This is a genomic window from Jannaschia sp. S6380, assembly GCF_023015695.1.
Classification (GTDB): Bacteria; Pseudomonadota; Alphaproteobacteria; order Rhodobacterales; family Rhodobacteraceae; genus Jannaschia.
This window is the reverse complement of record NZ_JALKAS010000001.1, coordinates 132,396-146,942: the sequence shown is the minus strand read 5'-3', so window position 1 is coordinate 146,942 and position 14,547 is coordinate 132,396. Positions and strand designations below refer to the sequence as shown.

Below are 14,547 nucleotides of genomic sequence, written 5' to 3'. Positions count from 1 at the left end.
CGTTCCAAGCCCCGGGCCCCCTGACCGTCCGGCCCGACCGGGTGCGCGTGGCCGCCGTTGACGGGACGGCGCGGTGATGACCGGCGCCGCCCGCGCGCTGATGCCCGATTATCTGCGGCTGGTCGCGCTTTTCGGCATCGTGGTCGTGAACATCCAGTACATCGCCTTCTCGGCCCTTTCGGACCTGACCGAGGTCGCCAAGGACACCGCGGCGGACGCGATCACGATCTGGCTCGTGAACGGTCTGGCGCTTCTCAAGACCTATGGCCTCTTCTCCTTCATGTTCGGGGTCGGGCTCGGGTTCCTCATGCGGGCCACGGCGCGGCGCGGCCTGCCGTTCGGACGGATCTATCGCAACCGGATGATCGGCCTGCTGATCCTGGGCCTCCTGCATGGATGCCTGTTCTTCCCGGGCGACATTCTGACGATCTACGCCATCACGGGCTCGATCCTGTACCTGTTCCGGGACTGGCCGATCGGGCGGCTGGTGCGCGTGGGCAGTCTCCTCCTGGTCGCGCAGGCCATCATCGCGCCGTTGGCATTTCTATTGGCGCCGGAGACGCCGCCCGAGATCGTCGCGATGGAACGGGCCGTGCTGACCAATGGCGGATTCCTCGATGCGGTGATCTTCCGCAGCGTTGGCTTCGTCTTCGTGCTGCCCTTCCTTCTGGAGGTTCAGGGGCTTTCGGCATTGGGGTGGTTCTGCCTCGGCCTCGCAGCGGTGAAATCGGGGATGATCGACGATGCGCGGCACCCGCTCTGGCAGCGGGCCTGGCGCGTCTGCCTGGTGCCGGGGGTCGGGCTCGGCCTTCTGGGGGCCGCGTTGTGGCAATGGGGCCCGACGGCTGTCGGGGCGGGGCTGGTGATCGCCGCGGCCCCGATCGCGACGCTGGGTTACTTGGGAGCAATCGCGGCATTGTCGCGGCCGCCGGGTCGGATCATGACTCATGTCCTGGCCGCCGGGGGGTCGAGCCTGAGCATCTACCTGGGCCAGTCGATCATCCTCACGACGATCTTCTCGGGCTATGGGCTGGGCCTGTGGGGTGAGGTCGGCATACCGGTGGCGGTGGCCATCGCGGTGGGGACGACGGTGGTGCTGATCGGGGCGCTGGTCCTCTGGCGCAGATGGTTCGCCTTCGGACCGTTCGAATGGCTGCTTCGGCGCGTGACATACGGTCGGCAACCCACCGCACCGGTCGGGCGCGATTAGACCGGATCAGGCCTCGCGCGGGCAGTTGCGCGACAGGCAGTTGGGCGGCATCGGCTGTGCCGGCTTGGCGATCGGCAAGCCCTGCACGTCCGGCAGGATCACGGGCGTCGCCCCGGCGGGGGCGGCCAGACAGCAGAGGAGGAGAAGCACGCGCATCCGTGCAAACGCCGATGCGGCGATCGGGTTCCCGTCAATCGACGTTCTTCGATGCCTTTTCCGCCCATTTGCCCGACTCCTCCGACCAGTAGCGGGCCGCACAGCCGGCATCGGTCAAACTCTTCCACTGCAGCCGCGCCGCCTGCACCGCCGCAGCGTCGAGGCCGTCGAACAGAATGCAGCAGCGGCGCATCTCGCGCACCTCGGTCGGCGCGACGAGGGCGCCGTCGACCGCCATGAGGCACTGGGGTTCGTTGGTCGCGGCGCCGGCGGTCAGCAGGATCGGCTGGCGGGTATCGTCGGGGCCGCCGGCCAGACCATGTGCCAGAAAGGAGGTGGGCGGCCCCTGCCACAGCGCGTCATCGAACCGGACAAGCCGGTCCCTGTCCGTCCCGCGCACGGCCACGCGCCACTCCTGCTCCAGGCAGCGGCCCAGCAAGGTCGCCAGCGTGCGTTCGACGGGATCGCGGGTCAGGTGGTAGAAATAGACCTCACCCATCGTCCTTCGTCTCGTAACCGTCGCGGATGAACCGGTCGAGCGCGCGCACGCCCCAGCCGGTGGCGCCCGCGGGCGACAGGTCCGTGCCCTTTGAGACGGAGGCGACGCCCGCGATGTCGAGGTGGATCCATGGGGTGTCGTCGCGCACGAAGCGTTGCAGGAACTGCGCCGCGGTGATCGAGCCGGCGGGTCGGCCGCCGACGTTCTTCATGTCGGCCACGCGGGACTTGAGCTGCTTGTCGTAGGCCTCGCCCAGCGGCATGCGCCAGGCCCCCTCGCCGGTGGCGCGCGCGGCCTTGAGGAAGGCGTCGGCGAGCTTGTCGTCATTGGCGAACACGCCCGCGTTCTCGTGACCGAGGCCGATGATGATCGCGCCGGTCAGGGTGGCGAGGTCGATCATGCCGGTGGGCGCGAACCGGTCCTGCGCGTACCACATCACGTCGCAGAGGACGAGACGGCCCTCGGCGTCGGTGTTGATGACCTCGACCGTGTCGCCCTTCATGGATTTCACGACGTCGCCGGGGCGGGTGGCGCGGCCGTCGGGCATGTTCTCGACGAGGCCGACGAGGCCCACGACATTGGCGCGCGCCTTGCGGGCGGCGAGCGTGTGCATGACACCCGCGACGGTGCCGGCCCCGCCCATGTCCATGGTCATGTCCTCCATCCCCGCGGCGGGTTTGAGGGAGATGCCGCCGGTGTCGAAGACCACACCCTTGCCGATCAGCGCGAAGGGCTTCTCGTCGCCGCCGCCGTTCCAGCGCATGACCACGACCTTGGAGGGACTTTCCGACCCCTGCCCCACGGCCAGAAGCGTACGCATGCCGAGCTTCTTCAGCTCGGCCTCCTCCAGCACTTCGACCTCGACGCCCAGATCGCGCAACGCCTCCAGCCGGGTGGCGAAGGCGGTGGTGGTCAGGACGTTCGCGGGGGCATTGACCAGATCACGGGTCAGGAACACGCCTTCGGCCGCGGCGCGGGCATCGGCGAAGGCGTACTCTGCCGCGTCCGCGTCGGTGACCATGACGGTGACGGGCGCGGCGGCCGGGGTCTTGTCGCCATCCTTGGGCGTCTTGTGATCGGCGAAGTCGTAGCCGCGCAGCACCGCGCCCAGAACCACGTCGGTCAGCCGCCGGTGCGCCGCGCCGAGGATCAGCAATTCGCGCCCGCCCCGCAGCTTGGCCAACGCGGCACCGCCGGCCATCGCGCGGGCCAGCGGCGCGCGCTTGTCCAGCCGGACGATCGCCACGGTCGACGCGGCGAGCCCGGCAGGAAAGCCCAGCTCCAGCACGTCGCCCTCGGACAGTTTTTCCCAGGCGGGCGATTCCACGGCGCGCTTGACGGCGCCCTTGGTCAGCCGGTTCAGGCGACGCGCCTCGACGCCGAGGGCGCCGGCGGGCGGCACGATACATGCGATCACGCCCTCGGCCGCGGCCAACGCGTCGAGATCGGTCTGGGTGAAGGTGATTTCGGCGGGGGCGGTCATGTCGATCTCCGGACGGATTGCGGTTCGCGCGGACCCTATGCGCGGGCCGCGCGACATTCCAGACGCCCCGCGCGATCGGGGCTTTGATGCCCCCGCCTTCCCCGCTAGGAAGGGGGGCGTGACGGCCCGCCGGGGGGATGCTTGGCACTATTCGACAGATACCTCGCCGGTCAGCTGCTGGTCTATTTCGGGTTCTTCAGCCTGGTCCTGGTGGCGGTCTATTGGGTCAATCGGGCGATCAGCCTGTTCGACAGCCTGATCGCCGGCGGCTCCAGCGTGATCACTTTCCTGGAATTCACCGCGCTGGCGCTGCCCAACGTAATCTATGCGGTGCTGCCGGTCTCGGCGCTGGTGGCAACGCTGTACGGGATCAATCGCCTGTCCTCGGACAGCGAGATGGTCGTGGCGCAGACGACCGGCCTGTCGCCTTGGCGGCTGGCCCGACCGGTGCTGGCCTTCGGGCTCGTCGTGGCGCTGATGGTTTCGGTGCTGGGGCACGTGCTGGTGCCGCTGTCCCGCACCGCCCTGGCCGAACGGGGGGCGGAGCTGTCCCGCGACGTCACCGCACGCTTCCTGAAGGAAGGCGAGTTCCTGCATCCCGGCCGCGGCGTCACCGTCTATGTGCGCGAGATCACGCCGCAGGGCGAGTTGCTGGGCCTGTTCCTGCAGGATCGCCGCAACGCCGCGATGCGCACGTCCTACACCGCGGAACGCGCAATTCTGGTGCGGGTGGACGGCACGACGCGCCTCGTGATGTTCGACGGAATGGCGCAGACCCTGCAGGTCGAGGATCGCAGCCTGGTCACGACCACGTTCCAGGATTTCGCCTATGATCTGGCAGGGCTCGCCGGCGGCGACGACGGCGCGCGGCGCCGCGACCCGCGCGAGATGCCGACGCCCGCCTTGCTGCGCGCCGATGCCGAGACGCAGGCGGTGACCCGCAAGGATGTCGCCAAGCTGCGATCCGAGGGGAACGTGCGCTTCTCCGAGGCCCTGTTCGCGCTGGGCCTGCCGCTGCTGGCACTGGGGTTCCTGATGCTCGGCGGCTATTCGCGCTTCGGCCTCTGGCGGCAGATCCTGGGCGCGGTGGTGGCGGCGATCCTGCTGAAGATGCTGGCCAACGTGACCGAGACGGCCGCCCGCGACGACGCCGCGCTCTGGTGGACGGTCTACATCCCCGCCATCCTGACGCTGGCGCTGGGCTTCGCGCTGGTCTGGCGTGACACGCGGGGGCCGCACCTGATCCGGCCACGCGGCGACGGGGCGCCGGCATGACGCTGCAGATCTACATCGCGCGCCGGTTCCTGTGGCTGCTGTTCATCGTGGCGCTGGTGTTCACGGGTCTGCTGCTGCCCATCGACCTGATGGAGCAGTTGCGCCGCCTAGATGGCGAGGACGCAGGCGTGGGCGACGGGCTGCGGCTGGCGGCGCTGAACCTGCCTGCGGCGCTGTACCAAATCCTGCCGCTGATCGTGATCCTGGCGACGCTGGCGCTGTTCCTGTCGCTGGCGCGATCCTCGGAACTGGTGGTGATCCGGGCAGCCGGACGCTCGGCGCTGCGTGCGGCCTTCGCGCCGGTCGTGGCCGCCGTGCTGGTCGGCGTGACGGCGCTGTTGATGCTGAACCCGATCGTCGCCGCCACCCAATCCGCCTATGAGCGCGAGATCGCGCGCTTCCGCACCGGGATCAGCAGCGTCCTGTCGGTGAGCGAAGAAGGCGTCTGGCTGCGGCAGGGCGACGGATCGGGGCAGACGGTCATCCGCGCCGCGCGGTCCTCGCTGGACGGAACCGTGTTGTTCGAGGCGACCTTCATCGCCTTCGATGCCGCCGGCACCCCGCAGGAGCGGGTCGACGCACGACGGGCCGAACTGTCGAGCGGCGAATGGCTGCTGGAGGATGCCAAGCGTTGGCCACTGGCCACGTCGAACAATCCCGAACGCGACGCGCAGGCCGTGCCGGTGGCAACGATCCCGTCATCGCTGACGCGGGCGCAGATCCGCGACAGTTTCGGTGTCCCCTCCTCGATCCCGATCTTTCAGCTTCCGGGCTTCATCCGGCAGCTGGACGCGGCGGGGTTCTCGGGCCTGACGCACCGTGTCTGGCTGCATATGGAGCTGGCCAACCCCGTGATGCTGGCAGCGATGGTCTTGATCGGGGCCGCGTTCTCCATGCGCCACGCCCGCGCGGGACGCTCCGGGGTGATGGTGCTCGCGGCGCTTCTGCTGGGGTTCGGGGTCTTCTTTCTGCGCAACTTCGCGCAGGTTTTGGGCGAGAACGGCCAGTTGCCGGTGGCGCTGGCGGCCTGGTCGCCGCCGGTGGCCGCGATCCTGCTGTCGGTCGGAATCATCCTGCATCTGGAGGACGGGTGATGCGGCTCGTCCTGGCGCTGATCGCGGCCCTGCTGGCCTTGCCGGCCATGGCGCAGCAGGGGCCGGCCACGCTCGTCGCGGACCGGATCGCCTTCGACGAGGAGACGCTGACGGCAGCCGGCAACGTGGAAATCTTCGCGGACGGCCGGATCCTGAGGGCACGGCGGATCACCTACCTGCGCGACGAGGACCGCGTGGTGGTCGAGGGGCCGCTGACGCTGCTGGACGGGCCGGACACGATCCTGGTGGCGGATTTCGCGACGCTCGGAGCGGATCTGCGCGCCTCGGTCCTGCAGGGCGCGCGGCTGGTGCTGGACCAACAGTTGCAGATCGCCGCCACCGAAATCGCGACGGGGGCCGAGGGGCGATACACGCAGCTCTACCAGACCGTCGCCTCCTCCTGCGAGGTCTGCGCGGCGAACCCCGTGCCCCTGTGGCAGATCCGGGCGCGGCGGGTGGTGCATGACCGCGAGGAACGACAGCTCTATTTCGAGGGCGCGCGGTTCGAGGTGGCGGGCTTACCGATCGCCTGGTTCCCGCGCCTGCGCCTTCCGGACCCGACGCTGGAACGGGCCACCGGCGTCCTGGCGCCGCGTTTCTCGGCGGACGACCTGCTGGGGACCGGTGTGACGGTGCCTTATTTCATCGCGCTTGGCCCGTCGCGGGACCTGACGCTGCTGCCCTTCGTAACCAATACCGAAACGCGCAGCATGGGCTTCCGCTATCGTCAGGCCTTCGACAACGGCGCGGTCGAGGTGACGGGCGCCGTGTCCGACGACAACGTTCTGGGCGACGACCTGCGCGGCTATCTGTTCGCGGACGGCACGTTCTTTCTCGACCGCGATTATCGGCTGGAGTTCGACCTGGAGCTGGCGAGCGACGAGACATACCTTCTGAATTACGACATCACCGAGAAGGACCGGCTGGACAGTCGTCTGGCGATCACGCGGGTTGACCGCGAAGACCGGTTCCTGGCCGAGATCGTGGCCTACGACACGCTGCGGGCGGGCGAGTCGAACCGCTTCCTGCCGACCCCGGTCGTCACGGTCGAGCGTCAGCGCCGCGAGCCGCGTCCGGTGCTGGGCGGTGACCTTACCTGGACGCTGCAGGCGCATGCGCGGCGGCGGGCGGCCGAGACCGTGCCGCCGGACCTGCCGATGAACGCCGCGCGCGACGTGCAGCGGGCATCGGCCGCCGTCGACTGGCGGCGCACCCGGGTTCTGGACGCGGGGCTGGTGGCGACCGGCCTGGCGGGGCTGCATGCCGATGCCTACAACGTCCAGCAGGATCCGGACTTTCCCGATGATCCGTTCATGCGCGCGGTGCCCTATGCCGGGCTGGAGTTGCGGCTGCCGCTGGCGCGGGGCACGCCGGGCGGCGTCCGCCATGTCGTCGAGCCCGCGGCACAGCTGCTGTTCACGCCGGGCGACCGGCGCCGCACCCCCGACGAAGACAGCCTGACGCCCGAATTCGACGAGGGGAACCTGTTCGCCATCTCGCGTTTTGCCGGCCGCGACCGGCGCGAGCTGGGCAACCGCGCGAATGTCGGGGTGACCTATACCCGGTTCGATCCGTCGGGCTGGCAGACAGGTGCCACCGTCGGCCGTGTTTGGCGAAACGCCGATCTCGACCAGTTCCGCGACGGAACGGGTCTGGACGGCACCGCCTCGGATTGGCTGATCGCCATCAGCGGCGGGTTCGAGGACCGGTTCCAGTTCACGCAGCGCGCGCTGATCGACGACGCACTGGACGTGTCGCGGGCCGAGACGATCCTGCGGTGGCGCGGCGACCGGCACGCGCTCGAGACGCGCTACACCTGGCTCGAATCCGACGCCGAGGCCGGGCGACCGCTGGACACGTCCGAATGGGAGATGGACGCGGCCTACGACCTCGGGGTCGACTGGACGGGGCGGGTGAACTGGCGGTATGACTTCGTGACAAACGACGCCAGCCGCGCCGGTCTCGGCCTGACCTATCGGTCCGATTGCGTGACGGTCGATTTCGACGTGGAGCGGCGCTTCACCTCGAATGACGACCTGGAACCATCGACCAAGTTCGGCCTGGGCGTGGAACTGGCGGGCTTCGGGGCGGACGATCGACGCAAGAGGCGGCGGCGCTGCGGAATTTGAAGGGGCGGGCGATGAGACGAATTCTGGCGACATTCCTGGTCGCGCTATGGGCGCTTGGCGCGCCGGCGGCGGCGCAGCAACCGTTCGCGGCCGCGGCCACGGTGAACGGAACGGCGATCACCAATTTCCAGGTCCAGCAGCGGGCGCTGTTCTTCAGCCTGCTGCGCGCGCCCGGGGCCGATACTGAGACGGTGACGGAAAAGCTGATCGACGAAACCCTGCAGATCCAGGCGGCGCGCGACGCCGGCGTCGAGCTGTCGCCCGAGGAGCTTGACGAAGGGCTCGTGGAATTCGCGTCCCGCGTGAACCTGACCCCGGATGAGTTCATCACGGCGCTGGAGCGGGCGGGCGTCGCACCGGAGACGTTCCGAGACTTCGTGCGGAACGGCCTGTACTGGCGGCGCCTCGTGCAGCAGCGGTTCGGCCCGCGCGCGCGGCCCTCCGAAGCGGAAGTGGCGCGGACCCTGGCCCGTGGCGGGTCGGGTGACGTGCGCGTCCTCCTGTCGGAGATCGCGCTTCCGTTGACGCCGGAAAACCAGGCCGAGACGCAGGCCCTTGCCGCGCGCCTGTCCGAAACGATCCAAGGCCAGGCCGCGTTCGAACGGGCGGCGCGCACCTACTCGCGGTCGAACAGCGCCCGCGCCGGCGGGCGGATCGACTGGGTCGCGTTGTCCGACCTGGCGCCCCCGATTGCCAGCCAGGTGCTGGCGCTTGCCCCCGGCGAGGTGTCGGAGCCGATCAACCTGGGCGGTTTCATCGGCTTGTTCCTGCTGCGCGATCTGGACGAAAGCGGTGCCTCGGCGTCCGAGGCGGCGTCAATCGACTATGCCGAATACCTGATCCCCGGCGGGCGCACGCCCGAGGCGCTGTCGGCCGCGGCGCGCCTGCGGACGCGTGTCGACGTCTGCGACGACCTTTACGGCGTGGCGAAGGGGGCGCCCGAGGGCACGTTGACCCGACGCGTGGCACAGCCATCCGATCTGCCCGCCGACCTGCGGCAGGAATTGGCCAAGCTGGACGCTGGCGAGGCGTCGACCCTTCTGACGCGGGACGGGTATCTGCGCTTCGTGATGATGTGCGAGCGCGTGTCGAATCCGTCGGAGGAGGCATTCCAGGCACTGGGCCAGCAGATCCTGAACCAGCGTCTGACCAGCTATGCGCAGGGGTATCTCGACGAATTGCGGGCCGATGCCATCATCACCCGCTGACGGCCCGCCCCTGGCGGTCACCTGCGGCGAGCCGGCCGGAATCGGCCCCGAAGTCGTGGCGAAGGCCCGCGCCATCGCCCCCGATATCCCCTTCTTCGTGATCGGAAACCCGGACCATTTCGCCGGTTTCGACGTACCGACCCGTGTGATCGACGCGCCGGATCGGGCGTCGGCGGACACGCTGTGCATCCTGCCGCACGACATTCCCGGACCGGCGCGCCCCGGTCAGCCCGACCCGGCCCAGGCCGTCGGCGTGATCTCGGCTATCGCGCGGGCGGTGGCGCTGGCGACCGAGGGCCGGGCCTCCGGGGTGGTCACCGCGCCGATCCACAAGAAGGCGCTGAAGGACGGCGCGGATTTTCCCCATCCGGGTCATACCGAATACCTGGCGGCGCTGTCGGGCGGGGTCGACGTGGTGATGATGCTGGCCTGCCCCGAACTGCGTGTCGTGCCGGCCACGATCCACATCGCGCTGTCGGAGGTGCCGGCCGCCCTGACGTCCGACGCGTTGGAACGGGTCCTGCGCGTCACCCATGCTGGGCTGCGCCGCGATTTCGGCATCGCGCGGCCCCGCATCGCCGTGGCCGGGTTGAACCCCCATGCCGGCGAAGGCGGCACGATGGGGCGGGAGGAGGTATCGTGGATTGCCGACCTGGTCGCGCGTTTGGCACCCGACCTGGGCTGTTTCGGCCCCCTGCCCGCCGACACGATGTTCCATGCAGGCGCGCGGGCGAGCTATGACGCGGCGGTGGCCATGTATCACGATCAGGCGCTTATCCCGATCAAGACCATTGACTTCGCCGGCGGGGTCAACGTGACGCTTGGGCTTCCGCACATCCGCACCTCGCCCGATCACGGCACCGCCTTCGACATCGCCGGGACCGGCACCGCGGACCCGACATCGATGGTGGCCGCACTCAGGATGGCGTGGGAAATGGCCGCCCGGCGTGCTGCCGCTCGCGCCAGATGATCCGGGCGAGGAAGGCAAGCAGGCCGATCGACCCGGTGCAGGCGGTGAACACGACCCACGGGGCGATACGCAGCCCCGCGGCCCGGGCGCGTGGCGCGGCCAAGAATACCGCGACCGACAGGGCGAGGCCCAGGTCGATCAGGACCTGCGGGCCCCAAGCGCCGGCCGTGACCGCCGACCAGAGGCCGAGCGGCCCGCTGGCGATCAACGGCCAGAGCGTGAAGCCCGCGAAAACCGCCGCCGCGCCCGATGCGAGGCCAGCGGGGATGCGCCCGCCGACAGCGGCGAGGAGCGCGACGGGAAACAGGACGAGGGCGGCGAGGACGATGTATTCCAGCGTGGTCATGATAGATCTCCATGAATGTAGCATACGCTACATAACACGAAAATGTAGCGTGTGCTACAGTCCATTCGTATGAGCCGTCACACACCTCAGACGCTGCTTCCGCCGATTGCCGCGTTCCTCCTGACGGAAGGCATGGCCGGCGCCAGTCTGCGCCCGATGGCGCGCGCCGCGGGAACCAGCGATCGCATGCTGATCTATCATTTCGGCACGAAGGACGCCCTTCTGGGTGCGGTCGTTGCGCATCTGGCGGAGGACATGCTGGCACGCCTGGACGCGGCCCTGCCCCCGCAGCCCCAGCCGAACCTGCACGCACTGGCCCGGCAACTGCACGACATGACGCAGGCGCCGGATCTGGCCGGGCATTTCCGGCTGTGGCTGGAGCTGTTGGGCAGCGGCGCGCAGCATGTGGCGGCGAGGTCGGTGATGGATGCCTTCGACGCCTGGCTCCGCCCGCGCATACCTGTGGGCGAACCTGACCCGGACAGCGCGGCAGCCCTTTTGCTGTCACTGACCGAGGGCGGGCTGGTCCTGCTGACGGCGGGTCGCGGCGATCTGGCCCGCGCCGCCATCGACCGGGCCCTGGCATGAGCCGGATCGACGACCTGCCGCCCCTGCGCGATGTGATCGCGGCCCATGACCTGCGCGCGAAAAAGTCGCTGGGTCAGAACTTCCTGCTGGACCTGAACCTGACGGCCCGGATCGCGCGTGTCGGTGGCCCGCTGACCGGCGCGCATGTGCTGGAGGTCGGGCCCGGCCCCGGCGGCCTGACGCGCGGCCTGCTGGCCGAAGGCGCGGCGCGGGTCCTGGCGGTCGAGAAGGACGCGCGCTGCCTGCCCGCATTGGAACAGATCGCGGCCGCCTATCCGGGGCGGCTGACGATCGTGAGCGGCGACGCGCTGGTCGTGGACGCGAACGCGCATCTGGATGCGCCGTGGCGGGTCGTGGCCAACCTGCCCTACAATGTCGGAACGGAATTGCTGGTGCGCTGGCTGACGCCCGCCACATGGCCGCCGCCCTGGGACAGCCTGACATTGATGTTCCAGAAGGAGGTGGCGGAGCGCATCGTCGCCACGCCCGGCTCGAAGACCTATGGCCGACTGGCCGTGCTGGCCCAATGGCGGTGCGATGCACGGATCGCGCTGACCTTGCCGCCCGAAGCGTTTTCGCCGCCGCCCAAGGTCAATTCGGCCGTCGTGCATCTGGCCGCCCTGCCCGCGCCGCGTTTCCCGGCCGATCCGGCGGTGTTGCAGCGGGTGGTTGCGAAGGGGTTCAACCAGCGGCGCAAGATGCTGCGCGCCGCGCTGAAGGGTCTGTCGTCCGATATCGAGGAATCGTTGCGTATGGCCGGGTTGGACCCGACGTCGCGGGCCGAACAGGTGCCGCTGGAAGGCTGGTGCGCGCTGGCGCGGGTGCTGGCCGCCTAGCTTTCGGAGGTGGCCGTGGGCGCATCCTCACCTGCATCCGACTGGGCGGGGGCCTTCTTGCGGGTCCGCGTCCGCTTGGGCTTTTCGGCCTTCGGCGCCTCGCCCTGCGCCTCGGGCGTCTCGACGGGGCCGGGATCGCCCTCGGGCGCCTCGATCACGTCGACCGGCGCGGCGCGATCTTCGTCGTTGCCGCGGCCGCCGCGACGGCGATTGCCGCCGGAACGGTCGTTCTGCGCACGGTCGCCCTCGTTCGACGGGGCGTTCTGACGGCCGTCATTGCCACCCTGGCGGTTGTCGTTCTGGCCGCCGCCCTGGTTGGCGTTCTGCCCGCCGGAGGGATTGCCCTGCTGATTGTTGTTCTGGTTGTTCTGGTTGTTCTGTTGCTGGCGCGCCTCGATCTCCTTCTGCGCGGCGGCGAGCATGCGGGTGTAGTGCTCGGAATGCTGCTGAAAGTTCTCGACGGCGACACGATCGCCGGAGAGTTGCGCATCGCGGGCGAGCTGACCGTATTTCTCGATGATCTGCGCAGGCGTGCCGCGCACCTTGCCTTCGGGCCCGGAGCTGTCGAACACGCGGTTGACGATATTGCCGCCGCCCTGCTGGTTGCGGTTGCGGTTCTTGTTCCGCGAACGGGACTTGCTGCTTCTCATGCGTAGGGGATTCCGCTGGTATCTGCCGGGGACCCTGCCCGCGTTGCGGGTCATCCAGGTCCGGATTGATCGGGCGTCGCATCCGGGGGCGCGGCCAAGGCCACGTCAACCGCTGGGTGCCCGGAACTTATGGGTGCCACGCGACGGAGTTACAAGGAGATTCGTGCCCCCATACGGCATTTTTCCGCTGATACGACCCGGTCGCGACCGCCCAGATCCGGATGGACGGTAACCGCCTCGAACCCGCTTGCCCGGAGGAGGGCCGAAACCTCGGCCGCCTGGGCATGCCCGATCTCCAGAAGCAGCCGGCCGCCGGGGACCAGATGCGCCGGCGCATCGCGGGCTATGATGCGGTAGGCGTCCAGCCCGTCGCCGCCGGGCGTCAGCGCGATCCGCGGCTCCCACTCCCGGACCTCGGGCGCCAGGTCGGCCATCTCGGACGTGGCGATGTAGGGTGGGTTCGACACGATCAGGTCGAACGTTCCCGTCACATCCGCCAGCCAGTTCGACCGATGCCAGGACACACGGTCCGCGACGCCGACCACGTCCGCGTTCTGTGCCGCCATGTCGAGCGCGGCGGCACTGATATCGGTACCCACGCCGATCGCGTCGGCGACCTCGTGCAGGATGGACAACAGGATGCAGCCGGACCCCGTGCCCAGATCTAGGACGCGGCGCACCGGGACCGAGATCGCGGCCTCGATCAGGGCTTCGGTCTCGGGGCGGGGGTCGAGGACGTCGCCGGAGACCCGGAACTCGTGCATCCAGAACGCGCGGCGCCCCGTGATGTGGGAGACCGGCTCCCGCCGTTCGCGTCGCGCGATGGCCCGGTCGTAGGCCGCGGCGACACGGCCCGACATGGTGTCTTGGCCCGCCGCCTCGCGCCCGGCGACCGCCAGTAGAAGGGCCTGTGCGTCGCGTCCCGGATCGGGGACGCCCGCGCGATCCAGCCGCCGTCGCGCCTCGGCGACGGCCCGGGCGACATCGACCCCGGTCACGCCCCCATCTCGGCCAGCAACTGCGCCCGCAGGTCCGCGGTCAGCGCGTCGATCACCTCGTCCAGGTCGCCCTGCATGATCGCGTCGAGGCGGTAGAGCGTCAGGTTGATGCGATGATCGGTCATCCGCCCCTGCGGGAAGTTGTAGGTCCGGATCCGCTCGCTGCGGTCGCCCGAGCCGACCTGGGCGCGGCGATTGGCCGAACGCTCGGCCTCGGCGGCACTGCGTTCCGCCTCGTAGAGGCGGGCGCGCAGTACGTTCATCGCGATCTCGCGATTGCGGTGCTGCGACTTCTCGGAACTGGTCACGACGATCCCGGTGGGCAAATGGGTGATGCGCACGGCCGAATCGGTGGTGTTGACGTGCTGCCCCCCGGCCCCGCTGGCGCGCATCGTGTCGATGCGGATGTCGGTCGCGGGGATGTCGATGTCGACGGCCTCCGCCTCGGGCAGCACGGCGACGGTCGCGGCGGAGGTGTGGATGCGGCCGCCACTCTCGGTGGCGGGGACGCGCTGGACGCGGTGCACGCCGCTTTCGAACTTGAGCCGGGCAAAAACATTCTCGCCCTCGATCCGGGCGACCAGTTCCTTGATGCCGCCGAGGTCGGTTTCCTGCCGCTCGACGATCTCCATGCGCCAGCCCCGCGCCTCGGCATAGCGGCGATACATTGCCTCCAGGTCGCCGGCGAAAAGGGCCGCTTCCTCGCCCCCCGTGCCAGGGCGGATCTCCAGGATGGCGGGGCGGGCATCGGCGGCGTCGCGCGGCAGCAAGGCGATCTGCAGGTCGGCCGTCCCGCGGGCCTGCGCCGCTTCCAGCGCGGGCAGTTCGGCCTCGGCCAACTCCCGCATCTCGGGATCGTCCAGCATGGCCCGCGCCTCGTCGATCTGGGTGTCGCGGTCGCGGAACGCGCGGATCATGCGCGCCACCTCGCTGAGCTCGGAATATTCGCGTGTCAGCTCGGCGATCTGGTCGGCGCGGGGGCCGTCGTTCAGCCGCGCCTCCAGGTACTCGAACCGGGCGAGGATCTGGTCGAGCCGTTCGGCGGGGATGGCGGGGGCGGTCATGTGGCGCGTGATGCGGGGCCGATGCCATTAGGTCAAGGCCC

The 14,547-nt window shown here is 69.6% G+C and carries 15 protein-coding genes; 8 read left to right on the top strand and 7 right to left on the bottom strand.

Features of this window, described 5'->3' with window-relative positions:
• Positions 1-76: 76 nt before the first annotated feature.
• Entirely contained in the window at positions 77-1,210 is a 1,134-nt protein-coding gene (locus tag MWU52_RS00800; RefSeq protein WP_246948314.1) for a DUF418 domain-containing protein, read from the top strand.
• A 6-nt stretch (positions 1,211-1,216) separates the two neighbouring features.
• Here the strand turns inward: MWU52_RS00800 and MWU52_RS00795 are convergent, their stop codons facing one another.
• From MWU52_RS00795 to MWU52_RS00785, 3 genes are read right to left on the bottom strand one after another with little or no spacing between them, the layout of a single operon-like run.
• Positions 1,217-1,366 carry a hypothetical protein gene (locus tag MWU52_RS00795; protein ID WP_246948310.1) on the bottom strand — a complete coding sequence of 50 codons (150 nt, stop codon included), beginning with the start codon at positions 1,364-1,366 and terminating at the stop codon, positions 1,217-1,219.
• A 34-nt stretch (positions 1,367-1,400) separates the two neighbouring features.
• Positions 1,401-1,865 (bottom strand): DNA polymerase III subunit chi, encoded by a 465-nt coding sequence (locus tag MWU52_RS00790; protein WP_246948309.1) that lies wholly within the window; start codon positions 1,863-1,865, stop codon positions 1,401-1,403.
• Positions 1,858-3,348: a leucyl aminopeptidase gene (locus MWU52_RS00785; RefSeq protein WP_246948308.1), complete on the bottom strand. Its 1,491-nt coding sequence runs from the start codon at positions 3,346-3,348 to the stop codon at positions 1,858-1,860. Before MWU52_RS00785 ends, MWU52_RS00790 begins: the two co-directional genes overlap by 8 nt.
• 141 nt (positions 3,349-3,489) lie before the next feature.
• Here MWU52_RS00785 and lptF point away from each other — a divergent pair, with 141 nt between their 5' ends.
• From lptF to pdxA, 5 genes are read left to right on the top strand one after another with little or no spacing between them, the layout of a single operon-like run.
• Positions 3,490-4,623 carry an LPS export ABC transporter permease LptF gene (gene lptF / locus MWU52_RS00780; RefSeq protein ID WP_246948307.1) on the top strand — a complete coding sequence of 378 codons (1,134 nt, stop codon included), beginning with the start codon at positions 3,490-3,492 and terminating at the stop codon, positions 4,621-4,623.
• Complete coding sequence (gene lptG / locus MWU52_RS00775) at positions 4,620-5,717, top strand: LPS export ABC transporter permease LptG (RefSeq protein WP_246948306.1); 1,098 nt, start codon at positions 4,620-4,622, stop codon at positions 5,715-5,717. The genes lptF and lptG overlap by 4 nt, the downstream gene beginning before the upstream one ends.
• Positions 5,717-7,846 (top strand): LPS assembly protein LptD, encoded by a 2,130-nt coding sequence (lptD, locus tag MWU52_RS00770; RefSeq protein WP_246948305.1) that lies wholly within the window; start codon positions 5,717-5,719, stop codon positions 7,844-7,846. The genes lptG and lptD overlap by 1 nt, the downstream gene beginning before the upstream one ends.
• Positions 7,847-7,857: 11 nt before the next feature.
• Positions 7,858-9,054 (top strand): peptidylprolyl isomerase, encoded by a 1,197-nt coding sequence (locus tag MWU52_RS00765; RefSeq protein WP_246948304.1) that lies wholly within the window; start codon positions 7,858-7,860, stop codon positions 9,052-9,054.
• Positions 9,035-10,024 (top strand): 4-hydroxythreonine-4-phosphate dehydrogenase PdxA, encoded by a 990-nt coding sequence (gene pdxA, locus MWU52_RS00760; protein ID WP_246948301.1) that lies wholly within the window; start codon positions 9,035-9,037, stop codon positions 10,022-10,024. The genes MWU52_RS00765 and pdxA overlap by 20 nt, the downstream gene beginning before the upstream one ends.
• On the opposite strand, the gene MWU52_RS00755 is transcribed toward pdxA, so the two are convergent.
• A complete protein-coding gene (locus MWU52_RS00755; protein WP_246948298.1) occupies positions 9,972-10,370 on the bottom strand; it encodes a hypothetical protein in 399 nt (132 codons plus the stop codon). The two genes, pdxA and MWU52_RS00755, sit on opposite strands and share 53 nt — an antisense overlap.
• Positions 10,371-10,502: 132 nt before the next feature.
• Between MWU52_RS00755 and MWU52_RS00750 the strand changes: the two genes are divergently transcribed.
• Together MWU52_RS00750 and rsmA are read left to right on the top strand one after the other, a co-directional pair.
• Positions 10,503-10,958 (top strand): TetR/AcrR family transcriptional regulator, encoded by a 456-nt coding sequence (locus MWU52_RS00750; RefSeq protein WP_246948295.1) that lies wholly within the window; start codon positions 10,503-10,505, stop codon positions 10,956-10,958.
• Entirely contained in the window at positions 10,955-11,794 is an 840-nt protein-coding gene (gene rsmA / locus MWU52_RS00745) for a 16S rRNA (adenine(1518)-N(6)/adenine(1519)-N(6))-dimethyltransferase RsmA (RefSeq protein WP_246948292.1), read from the top strand. The genes MWU52_RS00750 and rsmA overlap by 4 nt, the downstream gene beginning before the upstream one ends.
• On the opposite strand, the gene MWU52_RS00740 is transcribed toward rsmA, so the two are convergent.
• From MWU52_RS00740 to prfA, 3 genes are all read right to left on the bottom strand, one after another.
• Positions 11,791-12,444: a DUF4167 domain-containing protein gene (locus MWU52_RS00740; RefSeq protein WP_246948290.1), complete on the bottom strand. Its 654-nt coding sequence runs from the start codon at positions 12,442-12,444 to the stop codon at positions 11,791-11,793. The two genes, rsmA and MWU52_RS00740, sit on opposite strands and share 4 nt — an antisense overlap.
• A gap of 149 nt (positions 12,445-12,593) precedes the next feature.
• On the bottom strand, positions 12,594-13,442 hold the full coding sequence (gene prmC, locus MWU52_RS00735; RefSeq protein ID WP_246948288.1) for a peptide chain release factor N(5)-glutamine methyltransferase: 849 nt from the start codon (positions 13,440-13,442) through the stop codon (positions 12,594-12,596).
• Positions 13,439-14,506 (bottom strand): peptide chain release factor 1, encoded by a 1,068-nt coding sequence (prfA, locus tag MWU52_RS00730; RefSeq protein ID WP_246948286.1) that lies wholly within the window; start codon positions 14,504-14,506, stop codon positions 13,439-13,441. The genes prmC and prfA overlap by 4 nt, the downstream gene beginning before the upstream one ends.
• Between the last annotated feature and the right edge of the window lie 41 nt (positions 14,507-14,547).